At 60.1% G+C, this 23,811-nt stretch carries 14 protein-coding genes and 1 pseudogene; 7 read left to right on the plus strand and 8 right to left on the minus strand.

What is annotated here, in order from left to right; translation table 11 throughout:
• Positions 1 to 18 precede the first annotated feature (18 nt).
• Positions 19 to 1,401, minus strand: a complete 1,383-nt coding sequence (gene cysS / locus ACYCCG_RS09500; RefSeq protein WP_103444506.1) for a cysteine--tRNA ligase — start codon at positions 1,399 to 1,401, stop codon at positions 19 to 21.
• A 9-nt stretch (positions 1,402 to 1,410) separates the two neighbouring features.
• Positions 1,411 to 3,114 (minus strand): glutamine--tRNA ligase/YqeY domain fusion protein, encoded by a 1,704-nt coding sequence (locus ACYCCG_RS09505; RefSeq protein ID WP_010953806.1) that lies wholly within the window; start codon positions 3,112 to 3,114, stop codon positions 1,411 to 1,413.
• A gap of 248 nt (positions 3,115 to 3,362) precedes the next feature.
• Between ACYCCG_RS09505 and ACYCCG_RS09510 the strand changes: the two genes are divergently transcribed.
• Positions 3,363 to 3,863: a peptidylprolyl isomerase gene (locus ACYCCG_RS09510; protein WP_339535176.1), complete on the plus strand. Its 501-nt coding sequence runs from the start codon at positions 3,363 to 3,365 to the stop codon at positions 3,861 to 3,863.
• The gene (locus ACYCCG_RS09515) at positions 3,860 to 4,582 is read left to right on the plus strand and encodes a UDP-2,3-diacylglucosamine diphosphatase (RefSeq protein WP_339535178.1); all 723 of its coding nucleotides are present in this window, start codon (positions 3,860 to 3,862) and stop codon (positions 4,580 to 4,582) included. Before ACYCCG_RS09510 ends, ACYCCG_RS09515 begins: the two co-directional genes overlap by 4 nt.
• A gap of 81 nt (positions 4,583 to 4,663) precedes the next feature.
• Here ACYCCG_RS09515 and pvdQ read toward each other — a convergent pair whose 3' ends face one another.
• Positions 4,664 to 6,976, minus strand: coding sequence for a bifunctional acylase PvdQ (gene pvdQ, locus ACYCCG_RS09520; protein WP_348635627.1), 2,313 nt, complete (start codon positions 6,974 to 6,976; stop codon positions 4,664 to 4,666).
• 195 nt (positions 6,977 to 7,171) lie between these two features.
• Between pvdQ and ACYCCG_RS09525 the strand changes: the two genes are divergently transcribed.
• A complete protein-coding gene (locus tag ACYCCG_RS09525) occupies positions 7,172 to 7,546 on the plus strand; it encodes a fe2+ zn2+ uptake regulation protein (protein WP_176684623.1) in 375 nt (124 codons plus the stop codon).
• A 36-nt stretch (positions 7,547 to 7,582) separates the two neighbouring features.
• Here the strand turns inward: ACYCCG_RS09525 and ACYCCG_RS09530 are convergent, their stop codons facing one another.
• The gene (locus ACYCCG_RS09530; RefSeq protein ID WP_003248064.1) at positions 7,583 to 7,771 is read right to left on the minus strand and encodes a hypothetical protein; all 189 of its coding nucleotides are present in this window, start codon (positions 7,769 to 7,771) and stop codon (positions 7,583 to 7,585) included.
• Between the two features lie 151 nt (positions 7,772 to 7,922).
• Between ACYCCG_RS09530 and ACYCCG_RS09535 the strand changes: the two genes are divergently transcribed.
• From ACYCCG_RS09535 to ACYCCG_RS09550, 4 genes and pseudogenes are all read left to right on the plus strand, one after another.
• The gene (locus ACYCCG_RS09535) at positions 7,923 to 8,381 is read left to right on the plus strand and encodes a hypothetical protein (RefSeq protein WP_176684624.1); all 459 of its coding nucleotides are present in this window, start codon (positions 7,923 to 7,925) and stop codon (positions 8,379 to 8,381) included.
• Between the two features lie 251 nt (positions 8,382 to 8,632).
• Positions 8,633 to 9,001: a Mor transcription activator family protein gene (locus ACYCCG_RS09540; protein ID WP_409292203.1), complete on the plus strand. Its 369-nt coding sequence runs from the start codon at positions 8,633 to 8,635 to the stop codon at positions 8,999 to 9,001.
• Positions 9,002 to 9,147: 146 nt separating this feature from the next.
• Entirely contained in the window at positions 9,148 to 9,414 is a 267-nt protein-coding gene (locus ACYCCG_RS09545) for an antitoxin Xre/MbcA/ParS toxin-binding domain-containing protein (protein WP_459670153.1), read from the plus strand.
• Positions 9,415 to 10,132: 718 nt separating this feature from the next.
• Positions 10,133 to 10,540 (plus strand): annotated as a pseudogene (locus ACYCCG_RS09550) (transposase); the annotation flags it as partial.
• A 206-nt stretch (positions 10,541 to 10,746) separates the two neighbouring features.
• On the opposite strand, the gene ACYCCG_RS09555 reads toward ACYCCG_RS09550, so the two are convergent.
• The 4 genes from ACYCCG_RS09555 to ACYCCG_RS09570 form a co-directional block, all read right to left on the minus strand.
• On the minus strand, positions 10,747 to 11,328 hold the full coding sequence (locus tag ACYCCG_RS09555; RefSeq protein WP_459670155.1) for a L,D-transpeptidase: 582 nt from the start codon (positions 11,326 to 11,328) through the stop codon (positions 10,747 to 10,749).
• An 87-nt stretch (positions 11,329 to 11,415) separates the two neighbouring features.
• Positions 11,416 to 15,765: a hypothetical protein gene (locus ACYCCG_RS09560; RefSeq protein ID WP_459670157.1), complete on the minus strand. Its 4,350-nt coding sequence runs from the start codon at positions 15,763 to 15,765 to the stop codon at positions 11,416 to 11,418.
• Entirely contained in the window at positions 15,765 to 21,674 is a 5,910-nt protein-coding gene (locus tag ACYCCG_RS09565) for a hypothetical protein (protein ID WP_459670159.1), read from the minus strand. The genes ACYCCG_RS09560 and ACYCCG_RS09565 overlap by 1 nt, the downstream gene beginning before the upstream one ends.
• Positions 21,675 to 22,521: 847 nt before the next feature.
• A complete protein-coding gene (locus tag ACYCCG_RS09570) occupies positions 22,522 to 23,553 on the minus strand; it encodes a phospholipase D family protein (RefSeq protein WP_459670160.1) in 1,032 nt (343 codons plus the stop codon).
• Between the last annotated feature and the right edge of the window lie 258 nt (positions 23,554 to 23,811).

Consider the following 23,811-nt stretch of genomic DNA (forward strand, 5'->3'; position numbering starts at 1 on the left):
ACCGCAGCCCCAGTTACTTCAGTCAGCCAGACGCCAGGTAGTCGTGCCCTTGCTGTCTTCCAGCACCACCCCCATGGCAGTCAGCTGGTCGCGAATGCGGTCCGACTCAGCCCAGTTCTTGTCCGCACGTGCCTGCAGGCGCGCCTGGATCAAGCCCTCGACTTCAGCCGCATCGACCTTGCCTTCGGCACCGGCACGCAGGAAGTCATCGGCCTCCAGCTGCAGCACACCCAGCACATCCCCCAGTTCGCGCAGTCGACCGGCCAGGCCGGCAGCCGCTTCCGGGTCGCTGTCACGCAGGCGGTTGATCTCGCGCACCAGGTCGAACAGAACGGCACAGGCTTCGGGGGTGCCGAAGTCGTCGTTCATCGCCACGCTGAAACGCTCGACAAAGGCTTCGCCACCCTTGGCCGCCACCCGTGGCAGGCCGCGCAGGGCGTGGTAGAAGCGCTCCAGTGCGCCCTTGGCGTCACGCAGGCTGTCTTCCGAGTAGTTGATCGCGCTGCGGTAGTGGCTGGCCACCAGCAGGTAGCGCACCACCTCCGGGTGGTACTTCTCGAGCACGTCGCGGATGGTGAAGAAGTTGTTCAACGACTTGGACATCTTCTCGCCGTTGATACGGATCATGCCGCAATGCATCCAGGCGTTGGCATACTGCTTGCCAGTGGCCGCCTCGCTCTGGGCAATCTCGTTCTCGTGGTGCGGGAACTCCAGGTCGCTGCCGCCGCCGTGAATGTCGAAGCTCTCGCCCAGGCAGCAGGTGGACATCACCGAGCACTCGATGTGCCAGCCCGGGCGACCCGGGCCCCATGGCGATTCCCAGCTCGGCTCGCCCGGCTTGACGCCCTTCCACAGTACGAAGTCGAGCGGGTCCTGCTTGGCTTCGTCGACCTCGATGCGTGCACCGATACGCAGGTCTTCGATCTTCTTGCGCGACAGCTTGCCGTACCCGACAAACTTGCCGACGCGGTAGTACACGTCTCCATTGCCTGGCGCGTAGGCGTACCCCTTGTCGATCAGGGTCTGGATCATCGCATGCATGCCGGCGATATGGTCGGTGGCACGCGGTTCCTGGTCCGGCGGCAGGATGTTCAGGCGGCGTTCGTCTTCGTGCATCGCGTCGATCATGCGGGCGGTCAAGGCGTCGAAACTTTCGCCGTTCTCGTTGGCCCGGTTGATGATCTTGTCATCGATGTCGGTGATGTTGCGCACGTAGGTCAGCTCATAGCCGCTCTTGCGCAGCCAGCGGGTGACCAGGTCGAAGGCCACCATGCTGCGGCCATGACCCAGGTGGCAGTAGTCGTACACGGTCATGCCGCACACATACATGCGCACCTTGTTGCCATCCAGCGGCTTGAAGGTTTCCTTCGCTTTGCTCAGGGTGTTGTAGATGGTAAGCACGGCGGTTCCTCAGCTGCCCCAGGAGTCACGCAGGGTGACAGTGCGGTTGAACACCGGGCGGCCCGGCTGGCTGTCTTTCAGGTCGGCGCAGAAGTAGCCTTCGCGCTCGAACTGGAAACGGTCCTCGGGCTGCGCCTGGGCCAGCGACGGCTCGGCACGGCAACCGCTGAGCACTTGCAGCGAAGCAGGGTTGATGTTGTCCAGGAAGCTGCCGCCCTCCTCGGTCTTTTCCGGGTTCGGCGAGCGGAACAGGCGGTCGTACAGGCGCACTTCGCACTCGACGCTGCCCTCGGCCGGCACCCAGTGGATCACGCCCTTGACCTTGCGACCTTCAGGGTTCTTGCCCAGGGTGTCCGGGTCGTACGAGCAACGCAGTTCGACGATATTGCCGTCGGCGTCCTTGATGGCTTCGTCAGCACGAATCACGTAGCTGCCGCGCAGGCGCACTTCACCGGCCGGTTCCAGGCGCTTGTAGCCCTTGGGCGGTTCTTCCATGAAGTCGTCGCGGTCGATGTACAGCTCACGGGAGAACGGCAGCACACGCACGCCCATGTCTTCCTTCGGGTGACGTGGCAGCTCAAGCTGCTCGACCTGGCCTTCCGGGTAGTTGGTGATGACCACTTTCAGCGGGCGCAGCACGCACATGGCGCGTGGCGCGGTGCGGTCCAGATCGTCACGGATGCTGAACTCGAGCATCGACATGTCGACCACACCGTCGGAACGGTTGGTGCCGATCATTTCGCAGAAGTTGCGGATCGAAGCCGGCGTATAGCCACGGCGACGGAAGCCGGACAGGGTCGACATGCGTGGGTCGTCCCAGGCGTCGACGTGCTTCTCGTCCACAAGTTGCTTGAGCTTGCGCTTGGAGGTGATGGTGTAGTTCAGGTTCAGGCGGCTGAACTCGTACTGGCGCGGGTGTGCCGGCACCGGCAGGTTGTCGAGGAACCAGTCATACAGCGGACGATGCCCTTCGAACTCCAGGGTGCAGATCGAGTGGGTAATGCCCTCGATGGCGTCCGACTGGCCGTGGGTGAAGTCGTAATTGGGGTAGATGCACCACTTGTCGCCGGTCTGGTGGTGGTGGGCATGGCGAATGCGGTACAGGATAGGGTCGCGCAGGTTCATGTTTGGCGAGGCCATGTCGATCTTGGCCCGCAGCACGCGCTCGCCGTCCTTGAACTCGCCGGCCTTCATGCGGGCGAACAGGTCGAGGTTTTCTTCCACGCTGCGCTCGCGGAACGGGCTGTTCTTGCCCGGTTCCTTGAGGTTGCCGCGGTATTCCTTGGCTTGCTCAGGGGTGAGGTCGCAGACATAGGCCTTGCCACGCTTGATCAACTCGACCGCCCAGTCGTGCAACTGGTCGAAGTAGTCGGAGGCATAGCGCACGTCGCCGCCCCACTCGAAGCCCAGCCATTTGACATCGCTCTGGATGGCGTCGATGTACTCCTGGTCTTCCTTGGCCGGGTTGGTATCGTCGAAACGCAGGTGGCAGACGCCGCCGAACTCCTTGGCCAGGCCGAAGTTGACGCAGATCGACTTGGCGTGGCCGATGTGCAGGTAACCATTGGGCTCCGGCGGGAAACGGGTGACGATGCTGCTGTGCTTGCCCGAGTCCAGGTCGGCCTGGATGATCGGCCGCAGGAAGTTCGCAGGGACAGCGGGGGCGCCTTTGGCAGCGGCGTTGGGCGCGTTGTCGGCAGTGGGCTTGCTCATAGGATCCTTGAATGCGTGTGTCCAGCCTAGGTAGGCCGATTGAATCAAAGGGCCTATCATAGCCGAAGCAGTCAAGCTGCTGACAGCCGCGCCCGGACAAACTGATGTGATTTATCACGGCTTTTTGCCGCAGCCTGGCAAAATGGCCATTGCGCGCCATGTGTCGCGATCGCCTGATCCTGCGTCTGGTGATAACCCGCGCCCTGCGCACCCTAATTTCTGATTGCCTTGAAAGAGCGAGTTTCAGCATGTCCAAAGTCAAACTGAGCACCAACCACGGCGACATCGTCCTGCAGCTGGACACCGAGAAAGCGCCGCTGACTACCGAAAACTTCGTTCAGTACGTCAAGGATGGCCACTACGATGGCACCGTATTCCACCGTGTGATCAAAGGCTTCATGATTCAGGGCGGCGGCTTCGAAGCCGGCATGAACCAGAAGAAAACCCGCGCCAGCATCCAGAACGAAGCCGACAACGGCCTGAAGAACAAGAAGTACAGCATCGCCATGGCCCGCACCATGGAGCCGCACTCTGCCTCGGCGCAGTTCTTCATCAACGCCTCCGACAACGACTTCCTCAACCACAGCGGCAAGAACGTGCAAGGCTGGGGCTATGCCGTATTCGGCGAAGTGATCGAAGGCCGTGAAGTGGTCGACGCCATCGAAAAGGTCGCCACCGGTTCCAAAGCTGGCCACCAGGACGTACCGGCAGACGACGTGATCATCGAGAAAGCCGAGATCATTGAGTGATTCTGCTGATCTCTGATCTGCACCTGCAAGAAGAACGCCCGGATATTTCCCGGGCGTTTCTTGATCTGCTCGATGGCCGCGCCCGCCACGCCAAGGCCCTGTACATCCTTGGTGACTTCTTCGAAGCGTGGATTGGCGACGATGCCATGACGCCCTTCCAGCAGTCGATCTGCCAGGCCATGCGCCGGCTGAGCGACAGTGGCACGGCCATCTACCTGATGCATGGCAACCGTGACTTCCTGATTGGCCAGGCCTTTTGCGAGGCGGCGGGCTGCACGCTGTTGAACGACCCCAGTGTGATCGAACTGGGCGGTGAACAGGTGCTGCTGATGCACGGCGACACCCTGTGCACCCGCGACCTGGGCTACATGAAGATGCGCCGCCTGCTGCGCAATCCGCTAAGCTTGTGGATCCTGCGCCACCTGCCGCTGTCGGCCCGCTACAAGCTGGCACGCAAGCTGCGCAATGAAAGCCGTACACAAACGCGGATGAAGTCCACCGAAATCGTCGACGTCACGCCAGAAGAAGTACCCAAGGTGATGGCGGCGCATGGCGTGCGCACCCTGGTGCACGGCCATACCCATCGGCCAGCGATTCACAAGCTGGTGGTCGATGGCCAGCCGGCACGGCGTATCGTACTGGGCGACTGGGATCGCCGCGGTTGGGCCTTGCAGGTTGACGAACAGGGCTTTCAGCTGGCGCCGTTCGAGTTTTCCTGACATTACAGGGGCTCGCGGGCAAGCCCGCAGGCCCCTGTAGGAGCGGGTTTACCCGCGAATGGGCCGGCGCAGGCTGACGCCTCAGGGCTGGCTGACTACCGCCCCTTTGTCCCGCTCACTGATCACCACTTCCCGATACTCCGGGTCTGCCTTGATCTGCGCCTCGGTAAACGGAATCACCGCCAGTTGCTTGGCCGCAAATGCCTTGGTCTGATCACTGGCATGCGCCGAAGCCTTCTCACTCGACTGGGAGAACGCCAGCAGGCCACGGGCTTCTGGCCCCTTGTCGGTGAAGCTGACCAGTTGCAGGTAGCTGGTGCCACTCACCACCAGCCGCTTGCCCTGCCCGTGCGGCACGCTGTAGATCGCGTTGTACACCCCGAGCGCCTGCGGGCCACCCGGTACTGGCGTGCCATCAAGGGCCTGTTGCACCTGCCCCCAACGGGCATTCCGGGCAACGCCACTTTCACTGACCTGCTTGAGCGACACCAGTGCTGCCTGATGTACCCGCTTGCTCACCGCCGCCTGCTCGACAGCCAGGCCGCGTGGGGTGTGTTGCGGGTCGGCCGGGTTGAATGCCACTCGCCAGCTTTCCGGGTCCTCAGCCAGCGTATTGAAGAGGTTCTGGAAGTGCACCAGGCCCATACCACTGTCGAGGTCGGCCTTGCCGTTCCAGGCGGCCAGGCTGCTGCACACTGGCTGCACATCTGCACTGGCACCCTTGCACCATTGCAGCAGGTCTGGCAACACCAGGCTGGCCAGGTACACCTCGTCATCGGTGACCATGCGCTGCAGTTCATCTACCCCTAGCCGGGCTTTGCCTTGCAGGCGCTGCAGGGCAAAGCGACCACGCATACCCAGCGGCTGGTCACTGCGGCTGACCAGTGGCGAATAGCCAGTCAGCGGCTGCGCCGGGTTGGCCATCCAGGCCGGGTCGTTGGAGTTCTGCACGAAGTCTTCACGCTCCAGGCTTGGCAGTAGCCGCGCCGGGAAGATGCCCGGTTGCGCCGCCTGCGCGTCAACCTTCCACTGGCATGCACTGCGCGAGCCATCCAGCACCACCAGGCGCCCTTGCGCCTGCGGGTTGCTGCAGGCATCCAGCAGTTGCTGGTCGACATAGGGCACGACCGACTGGTTCAGGTACAAAGCCCGCCCCCCTTCGTCCACGGCCAGCGTGTTGACCCACGGGATACCCTGCAACTGTTCGACCGAACCCTTCAATGCCGTCAGGCTGTCGGCACGGTTGATCTGGTACCACTGCTGCAACACCCGTGTGTTTTCAAGGTTGGCGTCTCGCAAGCTGTAAGCCGCCTGCGCATTCCAGTCCAGGTGACCTGGCCATTGCACCACAGGGCCGAACTGCGAACTGTAGACCTGCCGCTCAATCTGGCTCAGGCTGCCATCCGCGGCCTTGGCCATAACACGGATGGTTTGCCGGGCCATCGGCAGCGACTTGCCATCGAGCATATAGCGGGTCGGGTCTTTGGGGTCGAGTTGCAGGCGGTAGAGCGTGAAGTGCTTGGAGGTGTCCACGGTGTGCGTCCACGCCAGGTGCTTGTTGAAACCGATGTTGACGACCGGCAGGCCTGGTAGCGCCGCCCCCATCACATCGAGCTGCCCGGGAATGGTCAGGTGCATCTGGTAGAAGCGCATGCCGCCCATCCACGGGAAGTGGGGGTTGGCCAGCAACAGGCCGCGGCCATTGGCTGAGCGCTGCGCACCTACTGCCACCGCATTGCTGCCGCGCTCCGAAGCGAACCGCGCCTGCCGGGCCAAAGCGGTGGCAAAGCCCGCTGACGATTGCTGGCTGGTCAGCGTTGGCGGTTGCGCCCCCGCCAACGCCTCGACGAACTGCCCGACACCGCCCTCGGCCAGCAAACGGCGGGTCAGCTTGACCAGATCCTGGCTGCTGATGGGCCGCACCCACTCACCGTCGCCACACTCGGCAGGCAGCCCTTGACGACGGCGCTCGGCCAACGCCCGGTTGTAGCCGCTGGCATAGCCCGCCAGCAATGCCTGCACCGGCGCGGGTTGCGCCTGCAGGAAGGCATCGACCGCCGCTGGGCTGTTGAGCCAGGTGAAGAACAGGTCGCTGGCCAGGTTGTCACGCTGCTCCAGGGTCTTGCCCTTGGTGCCGAAAAAGCGTGAGCGCTCACCGTTCACGGTCAGCACTTCATTGGCAAGCAGGCATAGGTTGTCCTGGGCGTAGGCATAGCCGACGCCATAGCCTAGGCCACGCTCATCCTTGGCCACGATATGCGGTACGCCGTAACGGGTGTGGCGGATCTGGGCAGTGGCATCGGCTATCGCGGGCTGGGCCTGCACGCCGACGCTGAAGGCCACCAGGGCAGCGGCCAGGCCGGCGCAAGTCATGGGACGGCAAAGTGGAAACACGGGCACTCCTCGGGTTCGGGGGTCATCCCGATCAGACGAATGGCCAGATGAATATTTACGTATTACAAGGCGACGGAACGTCTTGATGAGAAACAGGCATTTTTTTCACGAATGGGTTGCAGTTTTTGCGTGCTCATTCGTCCTAGTAAGTGAGCCACCCACATTTCGGGTTCGTCCACGAAAAGGAGCATTCGCATGTACAACCCGCAAACCTCGATCCAGGCCGGGCACGCCCCAGGCAAAGCGTCCAAGGGACAGGACGTATTTGCTGAAGAACGTGTCGGCAACGAACAGATCCGCGAGCTGTTGCGCACCTTCGGCCTGCGCACCAGCCTGATCCGCCTCAAGGTTATCGACGCCTTGCACGCCGCCGACCGCAATGGCCGCAGCATTGGCGTGCGCGGGGTGCACGCACAACTGGAACAACTGGATATCCCGCTGTCGTTCCTCAGTGTGCGCGAAGTGCTCAAGCGCCTGTGCACCGAAGGCGTCATACAACTGGGTAGCGACAAATGCTACAGGCTCAACCCCCAGGCGCGCGCCGTGCTGGAGCAAACACCGTCGCGCTGAGCGCATGGCCGGCCATGCCTGGCCGGCCCGCGCAGATCAGGGCTTGACCTTGCGCCGCAGAATGCCGTTGATCACCACGACCACCACGGCAATGGCGATGGCCAGCATCTGGAAGGTCTGCTCACTGATCGTGCCCTGCTTCTGCAGGTGGGACAGGCCCAACATAAGGCCCAGTACCACCAGGATGATCAGAAGTGAATATTTGAGGCGCTGCACGTGTGTCATCGAATGTTCCTTGCAACATCAGGGGCAAATGGCTCGCAACGAGCCGCGGCAATGATACAACGGTCACCGCCCCCGGCGCTGGATTTCCTGCTGGGTGGGGTGACGTCAGCCTGAAAGCATGGGGCTCCCTAGCACCCACGCCGGAGGCACCATGTACAAACCCCTGTTGTTCGCATCGCTGTTACTGACCCCGCTCTCCCTTCATGCACTGGACACCCAGCAGACGCCGGCCGAACACCTGCTCGAACTGGGCCGCGAGTTGGCCACCCATGCCGGTGCCAGCCAATGGCAACAACTGTGGCAACGCGTACGCCAGGCCGGCTACCTGCAGACCGATGCTGCACCGGTACATTTCAGCGTGCCCACAGCCCGCTTGCCCGACCTGGCCCGACTGACACTGGCACAGGCCGACCAGGCACAGCCACTGCGTCAGACCCAGGTACTGTACCGCCGCCACTTTGCCGACCAGGTCATCGGCCAGCGCAACGGCCAGCCGTTGCACGCGCTGTGCCTGCTGGTCGATTGGCGCACGTTGCCGCCGGGCATGCGCGATACCCCTCAAGCCTATCTGGGTAGCGCCAGCTTGCTGAGCAGTTATCCGTGCGATTGAGGGGTGCCGCACCCACTCCACATCATCGGAAGTGACCCGACAGGAAACCAAGCGGCACAGCCAAATATCGGCGCCATTTCCTACAGAGCCAGATATCGCTGCCTGCAAATCCTGTTCACCGAAGCTACAACCCCCAACCCCTATGCCGCCTAGCGACGCGCCTCGGCTGTCGCACAGAATTTGCTCACACCTTCGACATAACGCCGCGGGTGATCGGGTCGCACATCCCATCCACCCCGAAGGAGCGCCATATGCAAATGCCAGATTTGAGCCAGATCGATATCAGCCAACTGCCCCACTCACTGCAGGCCCTGATCGACTGTATCGGCATCGAAAACGCCTACCAACTGACCTGCGCCTACGGCGGCAGGCCCAAGTACATACCCAAGCACCGCGAGCGCACCAAGCTCGCCGACGTGCTGCCGGCCGAAGCGCTCGACGCACTGATCAAGCGCTTTGCCGGGGTCGCCTTGGAGATCCCCAAGGCTGACCACTTTCTGCGTCAACTGCGCAACCAGCAGATTCAGAAGGAGAGCGCCAACGGACTGTCCCGCAGCCTGCTGGCCAACAAGTACGGCCTGAGCCTGCGGCAGATCGGCAACATCCGGCGCCAGGCGTAGTTTTTCAACTTGACCAAAAAGTTTTTCACTCAAAAGTAAAATGAAACCGCACTTACCGTCCTTCGTCCTAGCAGGTATGGTGGTGGCGCTGAACGCTTAGCGAGTTCATAGTATTGAGGTGTCCTTGCGCCCCTCGGAGCGTCTCCATGAATGGTCAAGTCATTTACGGAATCGCCGATCAGCCTTCGGCTCACTGCTGGACCACTGCCCATCACGCCGTCTTGACTAGGTGTAACTGGATCGTCCGAAAAGCTACCGAGGTACTGGGAAGCCATGAGGCTGCCGAGCGGTGGCTTACCCATCCCGCTCTGGGGCTTGGACATCGGGCGCCTTGCACGATCTTGGCCACTAACGAGGGCTATACTCAAGTTTATGATTATTTGTGCCGAATTGAGCACTGTGTTTATACATAAACTGAACCGCACATTCATTGGAATAATCGACGCAAGCGAGCCGCTGATACGGCAAGCGTTTTACTCCATTCACTAGGTTTATAAAGCTGAGTCCTCTGGTTTGGCCGAGCACGAGGTGCGGTGTCTCAAACTATTAGCGTAAGAGGTCTCGTTGGTTTGCTCCATACGGTGTTCGCTACATCTCTTTCCGTGCAGAGCTCAGCCTGTCCTCCTTGGCATCACGTGTAGAAGGCCATCTGGTCCAAGGTGAGGATAACCTGGAGCGCTTTGACCAGCGCATAGCTCTCACTGCCTGCATCCCCGTGCCCCACGAGATGCCTGAAGAATTCGGCTTCCGCGAGGTTGTCCGGGAGGGGACCGGTTGAATCCGCAACCCAAAGCAGACGTTGCTAGCCGTTGGCAGCAAACAGAATTTCGTCGGAGGCGTAAATTGCAGTGTAAGGTTCTAGGGACCTGGGCATCTCTCGTGGGTAATCGCTCAAGCTATTCGGGGATGAATGCCCACCTCACTGATGGCTTCGATCCATCCGGATAAAACCTAGTATTCGGTGATTTGGGCGAGGACCAGCGGAGTGAAGCCCACCTCAGGGAACGTACCGTTGGGTTCGCCAAATTAGGCCAAGACCAGTGCTGGGGCATCTTGGATCAGGGTTACATTACCTCCCACCGCAGCCAATCCAGCAAAGAGGTTGGATAGTGATAATTCATCGCTCGCCATGCCGACGGAACACCCATCCCATCTGGCGGTCAAGCCAGTGACATCAGTTCCGCCCAACCATTGTTAGCCGAGGTCAGCATTCCGTCGAGCCAACGAAGTTGACCGCGCAAACGCTGTAAATGGCGACCTGCTGACAAGGGCTACGACGCCGAAACGCTACGCCGCTACTGCGACCAATATCGAATGCAGTCCGTCATCCCGCTGCGCTCGATGAAGAGCAAACCAAAGCCCGGTTTACCAAAACGGTTTGATCGGCCCAAGTACCGACAGCGCAATATCATCGAGCGCATGTTTGCCTGGCTGAAAGAGAACCGCCGCATCGTGACACGCTTCGACTAGCTCGCGAAAAGCTATGCCGCTATGGTCTCGCTAGCTTGCTCCATGCGGAGTTTGCGACATCTCTTTTAGTACAGAGCCTTGTCGTATTCCGATACCGGTCGCGTTATTGCCCCGGCTGAGGGGACAATACAAATCCGGCACATTCAGCCACCACCCCAAAATAGTAATTCCGATTTTCAGGGCCGAAAGATCCTGCTTAGTCCGAACCATAACTTCCAGTCTTGACGAAAGCTGCCGATAGCAGGAGCCTAGACGCTGCCGAAGTGAAGCCTGACTCAGTAGGGACAGCCAGGCGCTTCGTACGCGGTCTCGCGGGCACCGGTGTACTTGACCTCTAGGTCGATTGGACTGCCGTACGCTGCAAGGGCATCGAAGAATGCCTTTTCTTCGGCATTGTCGTTCAGTTCGATACAGCCCTTGGTGCCCTTATCGGTGCCGCCATGAATATACATTCCCGTCCGGATGAGCTTAAAACAGTCACGCATGCGATCGACGGTCGCGGCGACCGGCTGCAAGCGGACCCGGTGCGAGCCCCAGTCAGGCCCCTCCACAAGATATTGGATATCGGCAGGATCGACTGTGAAATGGCCTTGCGGAGTCGGGCCAATATCCTTGATGGATTCGCGCACGCTCTCATCGGCGGTACCGGAGAATGCGGTCCAGGCCTTTGGTTCGGCGGCTATCCATCGAAGCTTGTAGCCATCGAATAACAGGCGGGCGACAAGCGCCGCACCAATCACCGCCCGGTCGACAGGGTCTGCAATCACGAGATCTTCATTCGATGCCGGCGGCGGTGGTGGCAGCCGGTTCGTTGGCGAGTTGGGCTTCGTGGAATCAAATTCGACATGGTTGGTCATGACAGATATTCTCCAGGCACGTTTTAAAAGCAGATCCATCCGTCTCGCGGCACTCGTAATCTCCGAGTTTGGAAAAGCAGTAACCGCCTAGTCCTTTCGCGGATATTTGAGCGGCAGCAGGCAGGCGAAAGTCAGACGCTCGCCGGCTATCTCTTCGAAAATTGCTTCGCCATCTTCGTATTTACCAGTGGGAGAATCGAGCGGCAGCCGCTCATACTCCTCCGCGACGAGCATGAATCTCTCCGGATAGGTCTTTGTGGGGAGGCGGAAGTCCTTTCTCCACCTGTACCCGCACGAAACCGGATCGATCTCGGGCTCGAGACGCTCTTCGACGACAAGGCTCTCACGCCAGTCCTTCGTGTCCTCATTCCAGCTCAGGACCGCAAGGCGCAGCGCGTTCGCCTTATGAAACGGCTGGCCGAGCTCGGGCACATCGAAGCCCGGCCCTTCGACAATGACCGTCCGGTCACCACGCCCATCCGGATCATACTCAACCCAGAGCCGCCTCTCAGGAAGAAGCTGCACATCGAACGCGATCGGGTGCGATAGGCGCAGATGCTCGACGGCATGCTCCTGATAGCGGACTAGGCCAAGCCGCACGAATGGCGAGTATGAATCGCCGATGTCCAGCTCGAGATCGCAGTAAAGGCCGTCACTCTCGGAAAACTGGGGCACGTAAGGCAAGACGATGACGGGTAACGCCGCAACCGCCGAAGCGCTGCGACTCTTTGCCGGTGAGGGACCGTCGCCCTCCGGCAGATGGAGCATTGCCTGGACAGGTGCCGGCGCATTCCGGAAATGACGGGGTTCGATGCGCAGCGGTGCCGGGTCTGTCTTCCGCACCGGATCGGAACCAGCCTGACTGATGAACCGGTGGAACGGTTCGAGGGCGCCGGTCATATACTCGCATACGCCCCTGGGGTCATCGCCGTCCAACAGAACGACCCCAAGCCTTTCATTGGCGCCAGATGCGTACCATTTCTCGCCCAGATAAATCCGCAAATGGGCAGACCGGCGCGTGCTCTCCGCCTGCTCGGGAAGACTGTCCCAGGCGAACAGGGGAAGCGCGCGATCAATGACCGGCGAGGGCGGACGGAAGGTGCAGTCAGTCCAGACCACAGGTGCAGTGGCAAACCGGCTGGATTCGACGTCGTGGCGTCCGATCCACTCATCGCCAACAGGTGCGGTCCTGTCTTTCGGATAAAAACCGGTGAACGCCGACGTCGCCACCATCTTGACCTTCAGTTGCCTCGCCCTGCCGTCGCGGAAGGCGTACGACAACGTACGTAACTCACCAGGAACGCCGGTGGTGGTGAAATGCCGCTGGGCGGCTTCGCTGGGCGCGAATGCCGGCGGCACGATGCGCAGGAGGTCAAGCCGCGCCTCGCCGCCGCGCCGCTCCACCTCGAACTTAAAGAGTTGAGCCGTTTCGCGTGCGACATTGCGGATCCAGCGCCCGTCGGGCGTGCGCGTAACCGTGCCCTCGTTATACTCGTCCCAAACCGCTTCGCAGCGCATGATACCTGTAGACTTGCGGTCGATATCGACACGCCCCGTGAAGAAGGTGGTCGTCCCGTCCTCCTCGCTCGGCCAGCAGCGCATGTCGACTCCGGTACCCTCGAACCTGCCCACCTTATCCGCCCATGTCTCCTGACCAGCGACCGGTTCAACATCAGGATCACCGTTCATGACCGACACCGTCACGGCACGCAGCCCGATTCCGTCGGTCGAGCAAATTTCGTCCGGCGCTTCTTTTGGACGGAAGTCGGGAGCACGAAGCGGCTTTTCGACCGCGTGTACCATATTGATGGTCACCTCAGCCTCGTCGCCGCGCCTATTGTCGCCCTTGAGCTTGAGACGGTAGGTTTCAGCCTTGGGCAGCGTAAACTGCAAATACGGCAGACTGATATCATTACCCTGAGCGTCATCGACCTTGATCTCACGCGCAGTGCCGAGCGAAGGGGAACCCGTACCCGGAAGAAGGTCGATGATAATCGGAACGGCGTCTGCGGGCCGCGACGGAGCTTTCCAGAAGTCGCGATCGGTGGTGGTGGGCAACGTCGTCGCATCCTCGAGCGTGGCCCGATGAAATGCGGCCCTCAACCGGCCGCCATTGGCGTCAGGATGGAATGGAGCGTTCGGGTTTGCCGGGCTGCGACGTACGCCTAGGATGACAACTGTACCCCGCGACTGCCGGAACTTGATCGCCTTATACGCCGCGCTGTCTACCTCGACGTCCGGAAGCTTGCCGGTTTTTAGTGGGACATGCACTAGCTTGTTCCCGTCCAGGTAGCGCAACCCGCCGAGCTTCTGGCCGAAGCGCGCTTCTGGAAACTTGCCTTCGGCTCCGAACAGCCATACGCCCTTCGACCCCGCGAGGGCGCCGCGGGGGCTGTGTTCTTTGAAAGCCGGATCATCCAGCTGGCGCTGCTGTTCTGCGCTGTCGAAGCTCCCGCGTGATGGGGTGATGAAGCGGCGGGCGCTTCCTGCACCATCCCGCAGGACAAGATTCTCGACTGCTTCGCCGACATTATCGAGTTCCAGGTCGTTCGCCAGAACTAAAGGATCCTGCCACCCAAGATGAACATCGGGGGGGGGCAACGGTGCCGACGGAAACAGGTAGGGTCTGGCCCTGGAGTTGCCGATGACGAAGTCCGGGTGGGACGCGTAGTACGCTGAGGCCGAGACAAAATCGGGACCACCGCCGTTTACGTAAACAAGACGACAGCCGCAGGCATACCCCACGTTTTCCCGCAGCGGCGGCATACCGCTCGCGGACCCGGGCTTGGGCAGGGCGTATATCAGGCGCAGCGCGAGGTCGCGGGTCGGATCGATAATTGGGTCCTTCTCCCCGATCCGCTTGGCGTGTACGGCGAGGCTCTCTCCTGCCCATATCACCATTTCGTCTTCGCGGCTGAGGGTGCCATTCTTCTCCTTGACCAGAGCGGTTGTGTAGCCATGGTCGCGCGGTGCCAGCTGGATGATCAGAGGCTCGTCGTAAAATGCCGGGTCAAGCTCAGCATGGCTGCAGACGATCGTTCTGCTCGTCGTCGAACGCCATCGGCGCTGATCAATTTTCAGATTGTCCGCCCCGCGGACGGCCACGGCAAAGTCCGGCCTGAAACCGGCGAGCAAATCGTTGAGATAGTTAATTTCGGTGTTGCCTTTCGCCGCCCGCTCCTCATCTTCCTTAAGCCGCTCCAGATTGGCGTAGTCATACAGGACCAGGCCGCGTCGGTACCGTTTGAGATTTGGCGTTTCGCGATTCTCAGCCGACTGGATCAGGTCGTGCATCGTATTGATCACGTCGTCCGACCGCAGGGCGAAGCGCGGTATGCGGGCGTCGATCTTCGCGCTCAGCTTTAGATAGCCGTTACTGAACGCGCCCACGCTGCTGAGTGTCGCCGGATCGACAGCGGGTCCGAAGTGATCACCCGCCAGGTCGAACGCCGTCCAGGCCGTTTCTCCGCCTATGCGGGTGCCATCTTCTGCGATGAACTCTGCGGATACAACGTCTGCTGCCAGACCATCTAGACTGGAGCGCGGGAACTCGACCTGGACGCCCAGTCCCAGATAATGTGAAAGCGTTGGCAGAGCGAGTAGGCCGCTGAGTTTTCGGCTGGCCGCCTCGGCCGGTGATTCACCCCAATCGTCCGTCGAAGGCTCTGCTTCTGGCGGCTTTGGGTCTCCTTCACCGAAAAGACTTACCCAATGCTGTCGGAACATCGAGCCGACTTCGGCTTCGAACTCAGCGGCAAATTGAACGGCGTCATCGCGCCCGCGAACGGGCTGAAACAGCATCGCGAGGCCGCGATCGAGTTTGTCCAACTGATCCGCCCGTTCGCGCATCGGCTTTTCCCAGCTCCTCGCTTTAAGGGGCGGAGCGAGGCGACCAGGCCCCCGCTTTGTCCAGGTTGCTATGCGTTGCGCTATAACGTTGAGATCCGGCGTCAGCGCTGCGAGCCCGGCCGGCATTCTTGCCTCGTGCCAGGCGATCAGGTGGTCGAGTGCACGTTGAAGGTCCGCGGTTCGCGTCGACGTGAGCCTTATAGTGCCCGGGTACGGCTCTTCGCCCATACCGGATATCGCGTCGATGAGGGCCTGAAAGCCGACGGGCTCAAATATATGCTGCCACATTGCGCTGGCAGCTTCGCGCCGGGTTTTGCCCGCCCAGAGATATGACGGGTCAAAAAAGTGAGCGAGGCCGGAGCGCGCCGTGACAGAGCCGACCTCGGTCACTGTTCCGGCGGTGATCGTTCCGAAGCGGATGCGGACACGTTCGGCCAGCGTGGCAACCTCGGCCGGCCAGTTGCTGATCGGCACGTCTCCTGCAATCTTCAGTGTCGGGGTGACTTGGAGGCCAAGGCGCAACACGCTGGCATCAGCGCCGTCGGGAATGCACAGTATGTCGGTGCCGACCACAGGATCCTGAGCCATCACGCATCCTCCAGAAGGTCTAGGTCGAAGTAGCGGCGATAGGCCTGCCATTCGGTCTCTTTGTTCGGAACGGTCATCTGGATGAAGCTCGGCGTCGCCGGACTGCCCAGGGCTTCAAACTCGGCCGCGTCACTGCCGTTGGAGAGACGATAGCGCGCCGACACGCTGTATTTGAGCCGCACAAAGCCGACCTTGAACGAGAACCGGTAAGTGGTTTCGCCGTAGAGCGCCCCGCCAGGTGTCGTCTGCGTCAGCGTGACACGGATGCTTACGCAGATCGAAAAGCAGGCAATGCTCCCCTCGCCCACGGCCTCGAAGATTGCCGTGACGACATGAGCTTTTTTGCCGCCGTCAGCCTGCATGCTCTGGACACGGATGCCTGCGACAATGCGGCCCTGCGCATCCAACGGGCCGAACTTGATGGCCGCCACCCCACCAAACACGAAGGCGAGATCGAGTGATTCCACCTGCTCGGAAGTGCATGTGATGGTCACCCATCCTCCGCCGCCATATGGCGGGCTCGAAATCAGGAAGGGGCGATCTTTGCTTGCCAGGGCGAAGACGAACCTGGCTTCCCCGCGCGAGACGTTGTCTTTTGAGAACGGCAGAATGGCGGCAATGCGAAAGGCCACGTTGATGAACTGCAGCGCGCCAAGCTGGATGATACCGGCATCATATATGTAGCCGACCTCGACGCCGGGATACTGTGCGGCCGGCTTGAGGTAGAAGCCGCTTCCCTGCGGTGCGAGCCAGCTCTGGAGCTTCTGCACAAACTCCAGGAAAGGCCCGATCTTGACGTTGCTGACAGTGACCGCAAAATCGGGCGCCGCGCCATTTTTCGAGGTGAATCGTGTCTCCTCGAACGAGATCGTCAGCATGTCGAAATTCTTGCCGAGCAGGCGAAGTTCGAAAGGTCTCAGGACACCTAGAATGTCAATTTCGCGCCGTCCGGTTACAATGTCGAACGAGAAGCGTCCGTCGATCCAGAGATGCCAGTTGAATTCAGGGTCGTTAGCGAGGTGACCAGGAGGCGGCTCGGTCGGCCGGCGGGTCGCGATGCCGGTGGCCGGTTTGAAGACCCAGGTGTCGTCAGCATCCGGAAAACGCTTGAGCTCGGATGGCCAGAAGTATCGCGTTTGCAACTTTGTGGGTACGAGCTGAAGGACGAGCGCGCGCACCTCTTCTTCGATCTGTCGCAGCTCGTCGCGGAGAGCCTCGGTCAGGTTCTGGCCAACATCGGTCAAGCCCAGGGCTGTGATCGTGGCGACCGCCTGAGGGAGTGCACCGGTGCCTGCGAGGTACGAATCGATGAGCTTCGTGACCTCATCGAGCGTCGGATCGGGCGACTTCGCAATAGCCTCTACGACCTGCCGTTCCACCCTCAGTGCATTCAGCGCGTCCTCGAGCGCCTCGAGTTTCTTCCTGCCGCCGAGCGCGAGCGCGTAAACCTTCTTGAGAAGAGGGTCAGCCGGCAGCGGGTCTAGGAACGCGGAAATAGCGGTTTCGACGGCGGGATAGACTGGGACGAGATATCCAACGAAGGGTTTAATCGCCTTCGCCAGCGCTGCTTCAATTGCGACGATTATGCCCGCCGTAAAGCCGACGCTTTGCAGAATATATCCGCTCAAATCGCGGTCGAGAAGCGACTGAAATTGACGGATATCGCCCTCCAAAATCTTCCGGAGATGCGCCGGATCGGCGACAGCGCTGAGCTCATCGGCAAGATCAGTCGCCAGCGCCGTCAGGTTTCCGGCGATCACCTCAAGCCTGTCACGCCAGACTTCGCTGCCGATCTTCGCTATCTTGATGGCCCCGACGGCATTGTTCAGGATCTGCGAATGCGCACTGAGCCCCTCAATACCGGTCGATCCCGATAAAAATGCCACGCTCTGAGTAAAAGCGTCCTTTAACGCTGTCCGATCACCCGGGCTAGGCTGGATCTTAGCAAAGATCGCATCGATCACTTCGCACTGATACACGACGGCGGCCAGATTTTCGAGCAGGTCCCGCCTCAGCCGGACAATCGCCGCGACTGGATGGAGATAGGCGCGGGCATCCGTGCAGATCGTATCGACCAAGACGATGAGCCGCTGTCGTTCTCCCGCGATCTCCCGGGCGAGGACCAGCGCGCGCTCCGCGGAAGCGATGAGCGCCACTACGGCGGCACGAAGCGGCCGGCCTACTGGATCCGGCGGCACCTGTATCTGGTTTGCGGCATCGATTATCGCCTGCGCAGTTGCGTTGAGGTCTGTGCTGGACGCCATGACACCGTCACCGATGAACTTGGCCGCATTGCCAACCGCGTCGCAGATTTCGGGGACCGCCTGTCCCTCCTTGGCTAGGCTCGCGATAGCGCTGCTCTTTGCAATGGCGTCGAAAAGCGCGGTGATCCCCCCCAGGATCCGCCCGTACCCCGAGCGCGCGGCCGCGCTGACGGCATCCACAAGACGTGCATGCAGTGCCGAAGCTTTGCTCAGGAGCGGATCGAAGACACGTTCGGAAATTTCGCGGCGGACTAATTCGGAAAGCTCGCTGAGCAGAGCTTTGGCATCAACGTTCGCGATCGGCCATATCGTGGGCAGTAACTCTGCGAGCCGGGCCTTGAGGGCCGCATTGGCCGCATCAGGAAGCCGTTGCAAGACACTCGCTACAAAGTCGCGGGCCTGCTCAAAAGCTAGGGGTCCGGCAGGTGGTGTCACCAGTGGCATCAGATCGCTGAGAACCCCTGCAACGAAGCGGTCCTGGACAACCTGAAGGCGGATATCGTCATTTGCCGGATCGAGCAGTGCGAGGCGCTTTGCGATCAGCGCAACGCCGGTCAGAAGGGCAGATCGAATCGCTTTGCGTCCGTTTTCAAGCGCCAGATCGAGTCTTGCTCGAACGTCGGCTTGCAACGCGAGAGGCTTGTTAATCTGATTCCACGCTTCCTCGAAGACAGCACCGTAGAGCCCCTTCGAGAGCGATTGCAGCGCAGCGGACGGGTCTGCGAATATTTCAGCGCAACTGAGCGTGCCGCTGTCGGCAAAAAGGATTGCGCCAAAGTCTTCGTTATCGATAGCGTCACAGAACGCAAGCTTGAGCCACTCCAGAACAAGTTCACAGGTTCTTGCGGCCAGTTCCCGAGCCTGCGTCTCCGCCCCCTGAAAAACGGCCTCGAAGATGGTGCGGACCTTCGCGATGATCTCTTCGAAGGCGTCGGGAACTGGATCCTTGATGACGCTGGCCACGGCATCGAGTAGCGCCCGGATCTTCGGCACCAACCTATCGATAGGCTCACGGATCTTAACAGCCTCTTTAGCAGCGACGATATCCTTCAGGAGTTTTTCGAACTCTGCAGGATTGCCGCGCAGCGGGGCCATGGCCTGGTAAAGGCTTTTGTAGACCATATCGAGCGACAGGCCCGCACCGATGAGCAAATCATTCGCCCTGTGGATACCGATTTCCAGACGGGCGACCAGACCCGTCGTCCCACCGTAAAGCGAGTCGAGCAGGCTGGCGGCGACCGCCTGAACCAGCTTGAGATCGTCGCGCGCGCCGAATAGCGTCTCATCGAGCAGTTTGGGGGCTTGCGTGAGCGATTGAACCGCAGCTGCGACCTCGACGATCTTCGACAGCTCGACCACCCCGAGCAGCTTGGCGTCGCCGAAAAACTGCGCAGGGTTGAACGAGCCCGCGGCGGCATCGCTAAAATCCAACTCGGCGCCTCTGAGCGCGGAATCTTTTCGACCGCCGATCGGCCCCGTTATTCTTGAGATTGCGGCGACGTTGAGATCAGGAGAGGCGATGCCACCGCTACGATCGGACCTGGCGGAGGTGCGCAGCGCCAGGGCATTCTGTTTTAGCGTGAGAAATATTTCGTGCGGAGTTTTGATGCCATGGTCCCGGTATCCATCGAAGTAGCGGACTTCGACCTGACCGTGCGGAAGACCGAGCATCTGTTCGATGCTCTGCATGCTGACATAGCCGCGGTCCATAAGCGGGTAGAAGGGTGGCTGATTGGCGCCCTCCATTCGGCCATCAAAGGCGAAATGCTCTTCGCCGTCGGGGCCGTCGCGCCGCCCCTGCGCTGCGAGCACCCAGCTTGAGGTGTCGAAACTCGTGTCACCTTCGCGACTGGGTTCCGCGTAGCGGTGCCGGGCGCCTCCAAGCCAAGCGGTTCGCTGCTGATCAACCTCTGAGTTGTAGTACTCTACCAGCGCTCGCATGGCGTCGCGACGGCCCACGGTGTTGTTCATCACGAAGATGAACTTGCTTCGAACACTCCCGGCATCCTCGGTGGACCATTCAAACTGTATGTCCGAAATCGTCGTCCCACTCACCGTTTGCGGCCAAAAGATTGACTCTTTAGGGAGCGGATCTGAGTCGGCCGGGAGCTCCAACGGAACATTTACGGGCACAGTAAGGTCAGGTGTGACGAGTGTGTTCAGCTGGACGCGGCGTGGTGGGAACTGCCGGCCGTCGTAGGGCTGATATGGCCCAGGATAGCTCCGTGGCTTGCGCGGCGTGACGATGAAGCGCCGCCGGATGGAATACGATACCGGATCGCCAAGATAGTCGGGGTAGATTGCCCGCTCATGCACGGTCACAAGCGAGGCACGAATGCCGAGAGGGAACAGATAGCCCTTCTCGACCGCCATGACCTCGGTCTCGCGCCCGAGATAACCCCGGTACACCAGGCGTTCTAGCAGAACGCCAATCGGATTGCCGTCCGCAGCCCAGAAAATACTCGGCGGATCTCCCCGCCAGGCCAGCGCCGGAAGCCCGCCGAGCGCGCTGATGATGATGTCACCCTCATCGAACGGCCGGATGACTGCGATGCCGGCATCCTGATTGGCGTAACTGTGATTCTTATCGATTTCGGTCAGGAAGCCGACCTCTATATCCGGGCGGACCACAGTGGGACGCGGGGCAGCGGCGACTTCGGGTTCAGGTTCAGGTTCAGGTTCAGGGCCAGCCTGCTGTAGGGCGTCGGTCGAATTCGGCGACGGCAGCCCCCTCAGAGCGGGCCAACCGGGCAGCGAGGTCTGCAGCATAATGTCCCAATGGTTCTGTCGATCGAGCGACAGGATCACACCGCCACCCTCGGGCTTGTTCAGGAAGAGTGGGAGGCGCTTTGGTTCAAAGCGAGTCGACCATAACGCGACGACCGACGCCCTGCCTGCCCGATTGAGCCGTGCTGCCCACAACGGCACGGGCCCGGACCGAGGCGGGTTTACCGGAACGTCCCAGCGACCGGCCGACGATGGTGAGAAAATGAGCCGGCCCGCCATCTCAAGAGCGGTTTCATCCTCACCCGGCCCCTCCAGATGGGCAACCAACTCCGTCTGCGCGGCGGCAAAAGTCAGATCCGCCATTTTGGCGGGGTAGTGATTCGGATAGGCGGCCTTCAATTGGTCGGCAATCGCAACACTGACATCGGCGCGTCGATGAACGATCGGCCTGAGTTTCGACCAGTCGGTTAACTGGTCCAGAAAGATAAATGGCTTCCAATTCGCCGCATCTGGGATCTCGAACACGAGACGGGACGGCTGCGACATCCGGACGCGCATGGCGCCCCAGCCCTGTGCGGATTCGCAGGCACCGTCACCCAGCGGCTTGTCTTTGATCTGTTCCGCGATGTGCTGCGGAGGAAATATGACCTTCAGCCTGCGGTCTTTGACTGCGCTGATGCGACTGAGCCTGGGTTGCTGTGTGCCCGATCCGAGATTGCTGCATCGCATCCCACGCACGCAGAAGATCATATCGACATGATCCTCCGGCCGGATCGCTCTGATGATGCATCCGCGTTCGTGGTTGGTAATCCGATAGACTTCGCTGATGGGATCGCTGGCTCCGTTGTGAGGGGCGCGCGGTAACGCGACCGTTACGAGCTTGGCCGGCTTGCCAAAGTCCCAGACAGAGTCTGTCATCTCACCACCTCCGAAACGAATTTCCGAACTGGTTGGTCACGAAGTCGTCACTCGGCGAGAGGCGTCAGTCTCTGTCGGCAAGCAACAGTGCACATCCGTACGAAGACATGACTACGTCGTCGCACCTTTTCATTCTGCACTGAAGAAAAAAGTCCCCGACTTATTACTCCCACTCCCTGGAGAATGGTATTGATTACGCATAAGTCAAAAAGATCAATGACCCTATCGCGGCTTCTCGATCCACTCAAGTTACGATGTTCCTCGCCCGCTTGCGCTGGGCAAGAGAACCCGACGGCATGGCTCCGCAGCGATCCGCAGCTTCGTTCGCTGCGCCGGATGAGATTACGATCCGCTCGACGCCCAAGCACTGTCCGGCGATGTTCAGCACTCAATTTTCTTTGCTAGGAGATAATGCGGGCGAAATCGAGTCGGGCACTTGATGTAGGCGGAGGGGCTGCGCTCGCAAACTGACTGTCGACAGCGCGCAGGGGCTTACGGCGGAAAGCCAACAATGCCTTGCCCAACCACTTCGCGCGACAGCTCAAGATCAGTGAGCCAAAAGAAGGTGTGGGTGATAGACATTTCCGATACACCTATCACCACGACCTGCCATTCGACCTGTTAGCTCTGATAAGTCACCGCCCGTATGGCAACCTATGCGTTAACCGCCGCTGATACGGCAGTGAGCTCGAATCGGACAACGCTGGCCGTCTGCTCTCGAACCAGCCCGTTGGTGGATATCGAGAGACACGACTAGAGCCTAATGCTTGCCATGAAGTAGTCGCCCGCGCACAAAAGCGAACAGATAATCTGCTCCCTCCTTGTCTTGCTGACACATCAATGCCTATTACGACTGAAGGATTCGCTTAAGCTCGGAAAGATGAATGCGCCGGGCATCGAGATCAAGCTCCTCGGCGGCGTGCCAAATTGCTTCAATCTTTGGCCTCACTGCCTTCGCGATCCGCTGACGATCAACTTGGATAAGCCGCCGGCCGAGTAACGTGGTTAATGGTTTAGCGAGGTCAACCCAGCCATCTTCGCCGTTTTCCTCATAGGTGAAGTTCAGCCTCGTACCTGTCATGCGACATGCGCCATCGACGACAATCCCACCGTTTTTTTTCCAGATAATACAGAGGTATTCGTTTTTTTCTGTGGTGTCGAGAGATACTGGCCAGCTCTCAAAAGACCAACGCTCTATCCCCTCCCCGCCTTGCCCGTCAGCTCCATGCTCAACTAACACCTCGTCATGGTGTTTTTTCGCTCGAGCTTCAGCTTCAGGCCCAGGCCTTGAAGTGTACAGAAGAGCATAGGCGTTCCGTCCTTCTAGATCGGCCACTGAATAGTTTTCGAAAGAGAACGGTCCCCTTCGACTATAATCAGGGCGCCCATCCCGATTTTTCTCGTAAGCCTCAGTTGCATTAACTAGGTCTTGGTCAGTGATTGGCCTGCTGTCGCTCGACAACCAGAGCTGATCGAACCACTCTTGAGCTGACTCGACTTCCTTACTGTCGAAGGTTTGAATGGCCGCTTCGAGCCAGTGAGCAACTTCAACCCCTTCAAACCCCAACCCATTCGCAGACACATTTGCTGAGCCGATGATTGCTGATGTGGGACCTACTAACAGTTTCGCGTGTAGCCGGTCACACTGCCGGATCTGAACATGAGCCGATGTCTTCGCTCGATCTACTAGCAGCTTAATCACAGCAGGGTTCGTGCCCCCGCTTCTGAGATTACATATGGCACGTAACGGCTTTCCGCCATCGGGATGGATAATTGCCTCCGCACCTTCGCCCCAGAATGCAATAGCCACGTCCAACGATGCCTCCTCCTCGACCATCGTGCGAAGTGCCTTCGGATACTCTTTCGGGCCAACGAACATTGTCCTCTCCTTTGCTTGCAATCAAACGTGTATCATGAAATCGAACTACAGGGATGCAAACATTTGCTCTCCGGCTAGCTTGACCACGGCACACCCACGGCACATTGAGTAAAAAACTACTATATGCAAAAATAAACATAGCCTGATGACCGGGTTCGATCACGGCCTGCGCCACTGACTCTCAATCGCCAATGACGTCAAATAGAGAAAAACAAGCAGTGGGCGGAGCCAGCTATCTCACATAAGGCTCAATTTTTA

The sequence above is a fragment of the Pseudomonas sp. VEM90 genome, from assembly GCF_054611535.1.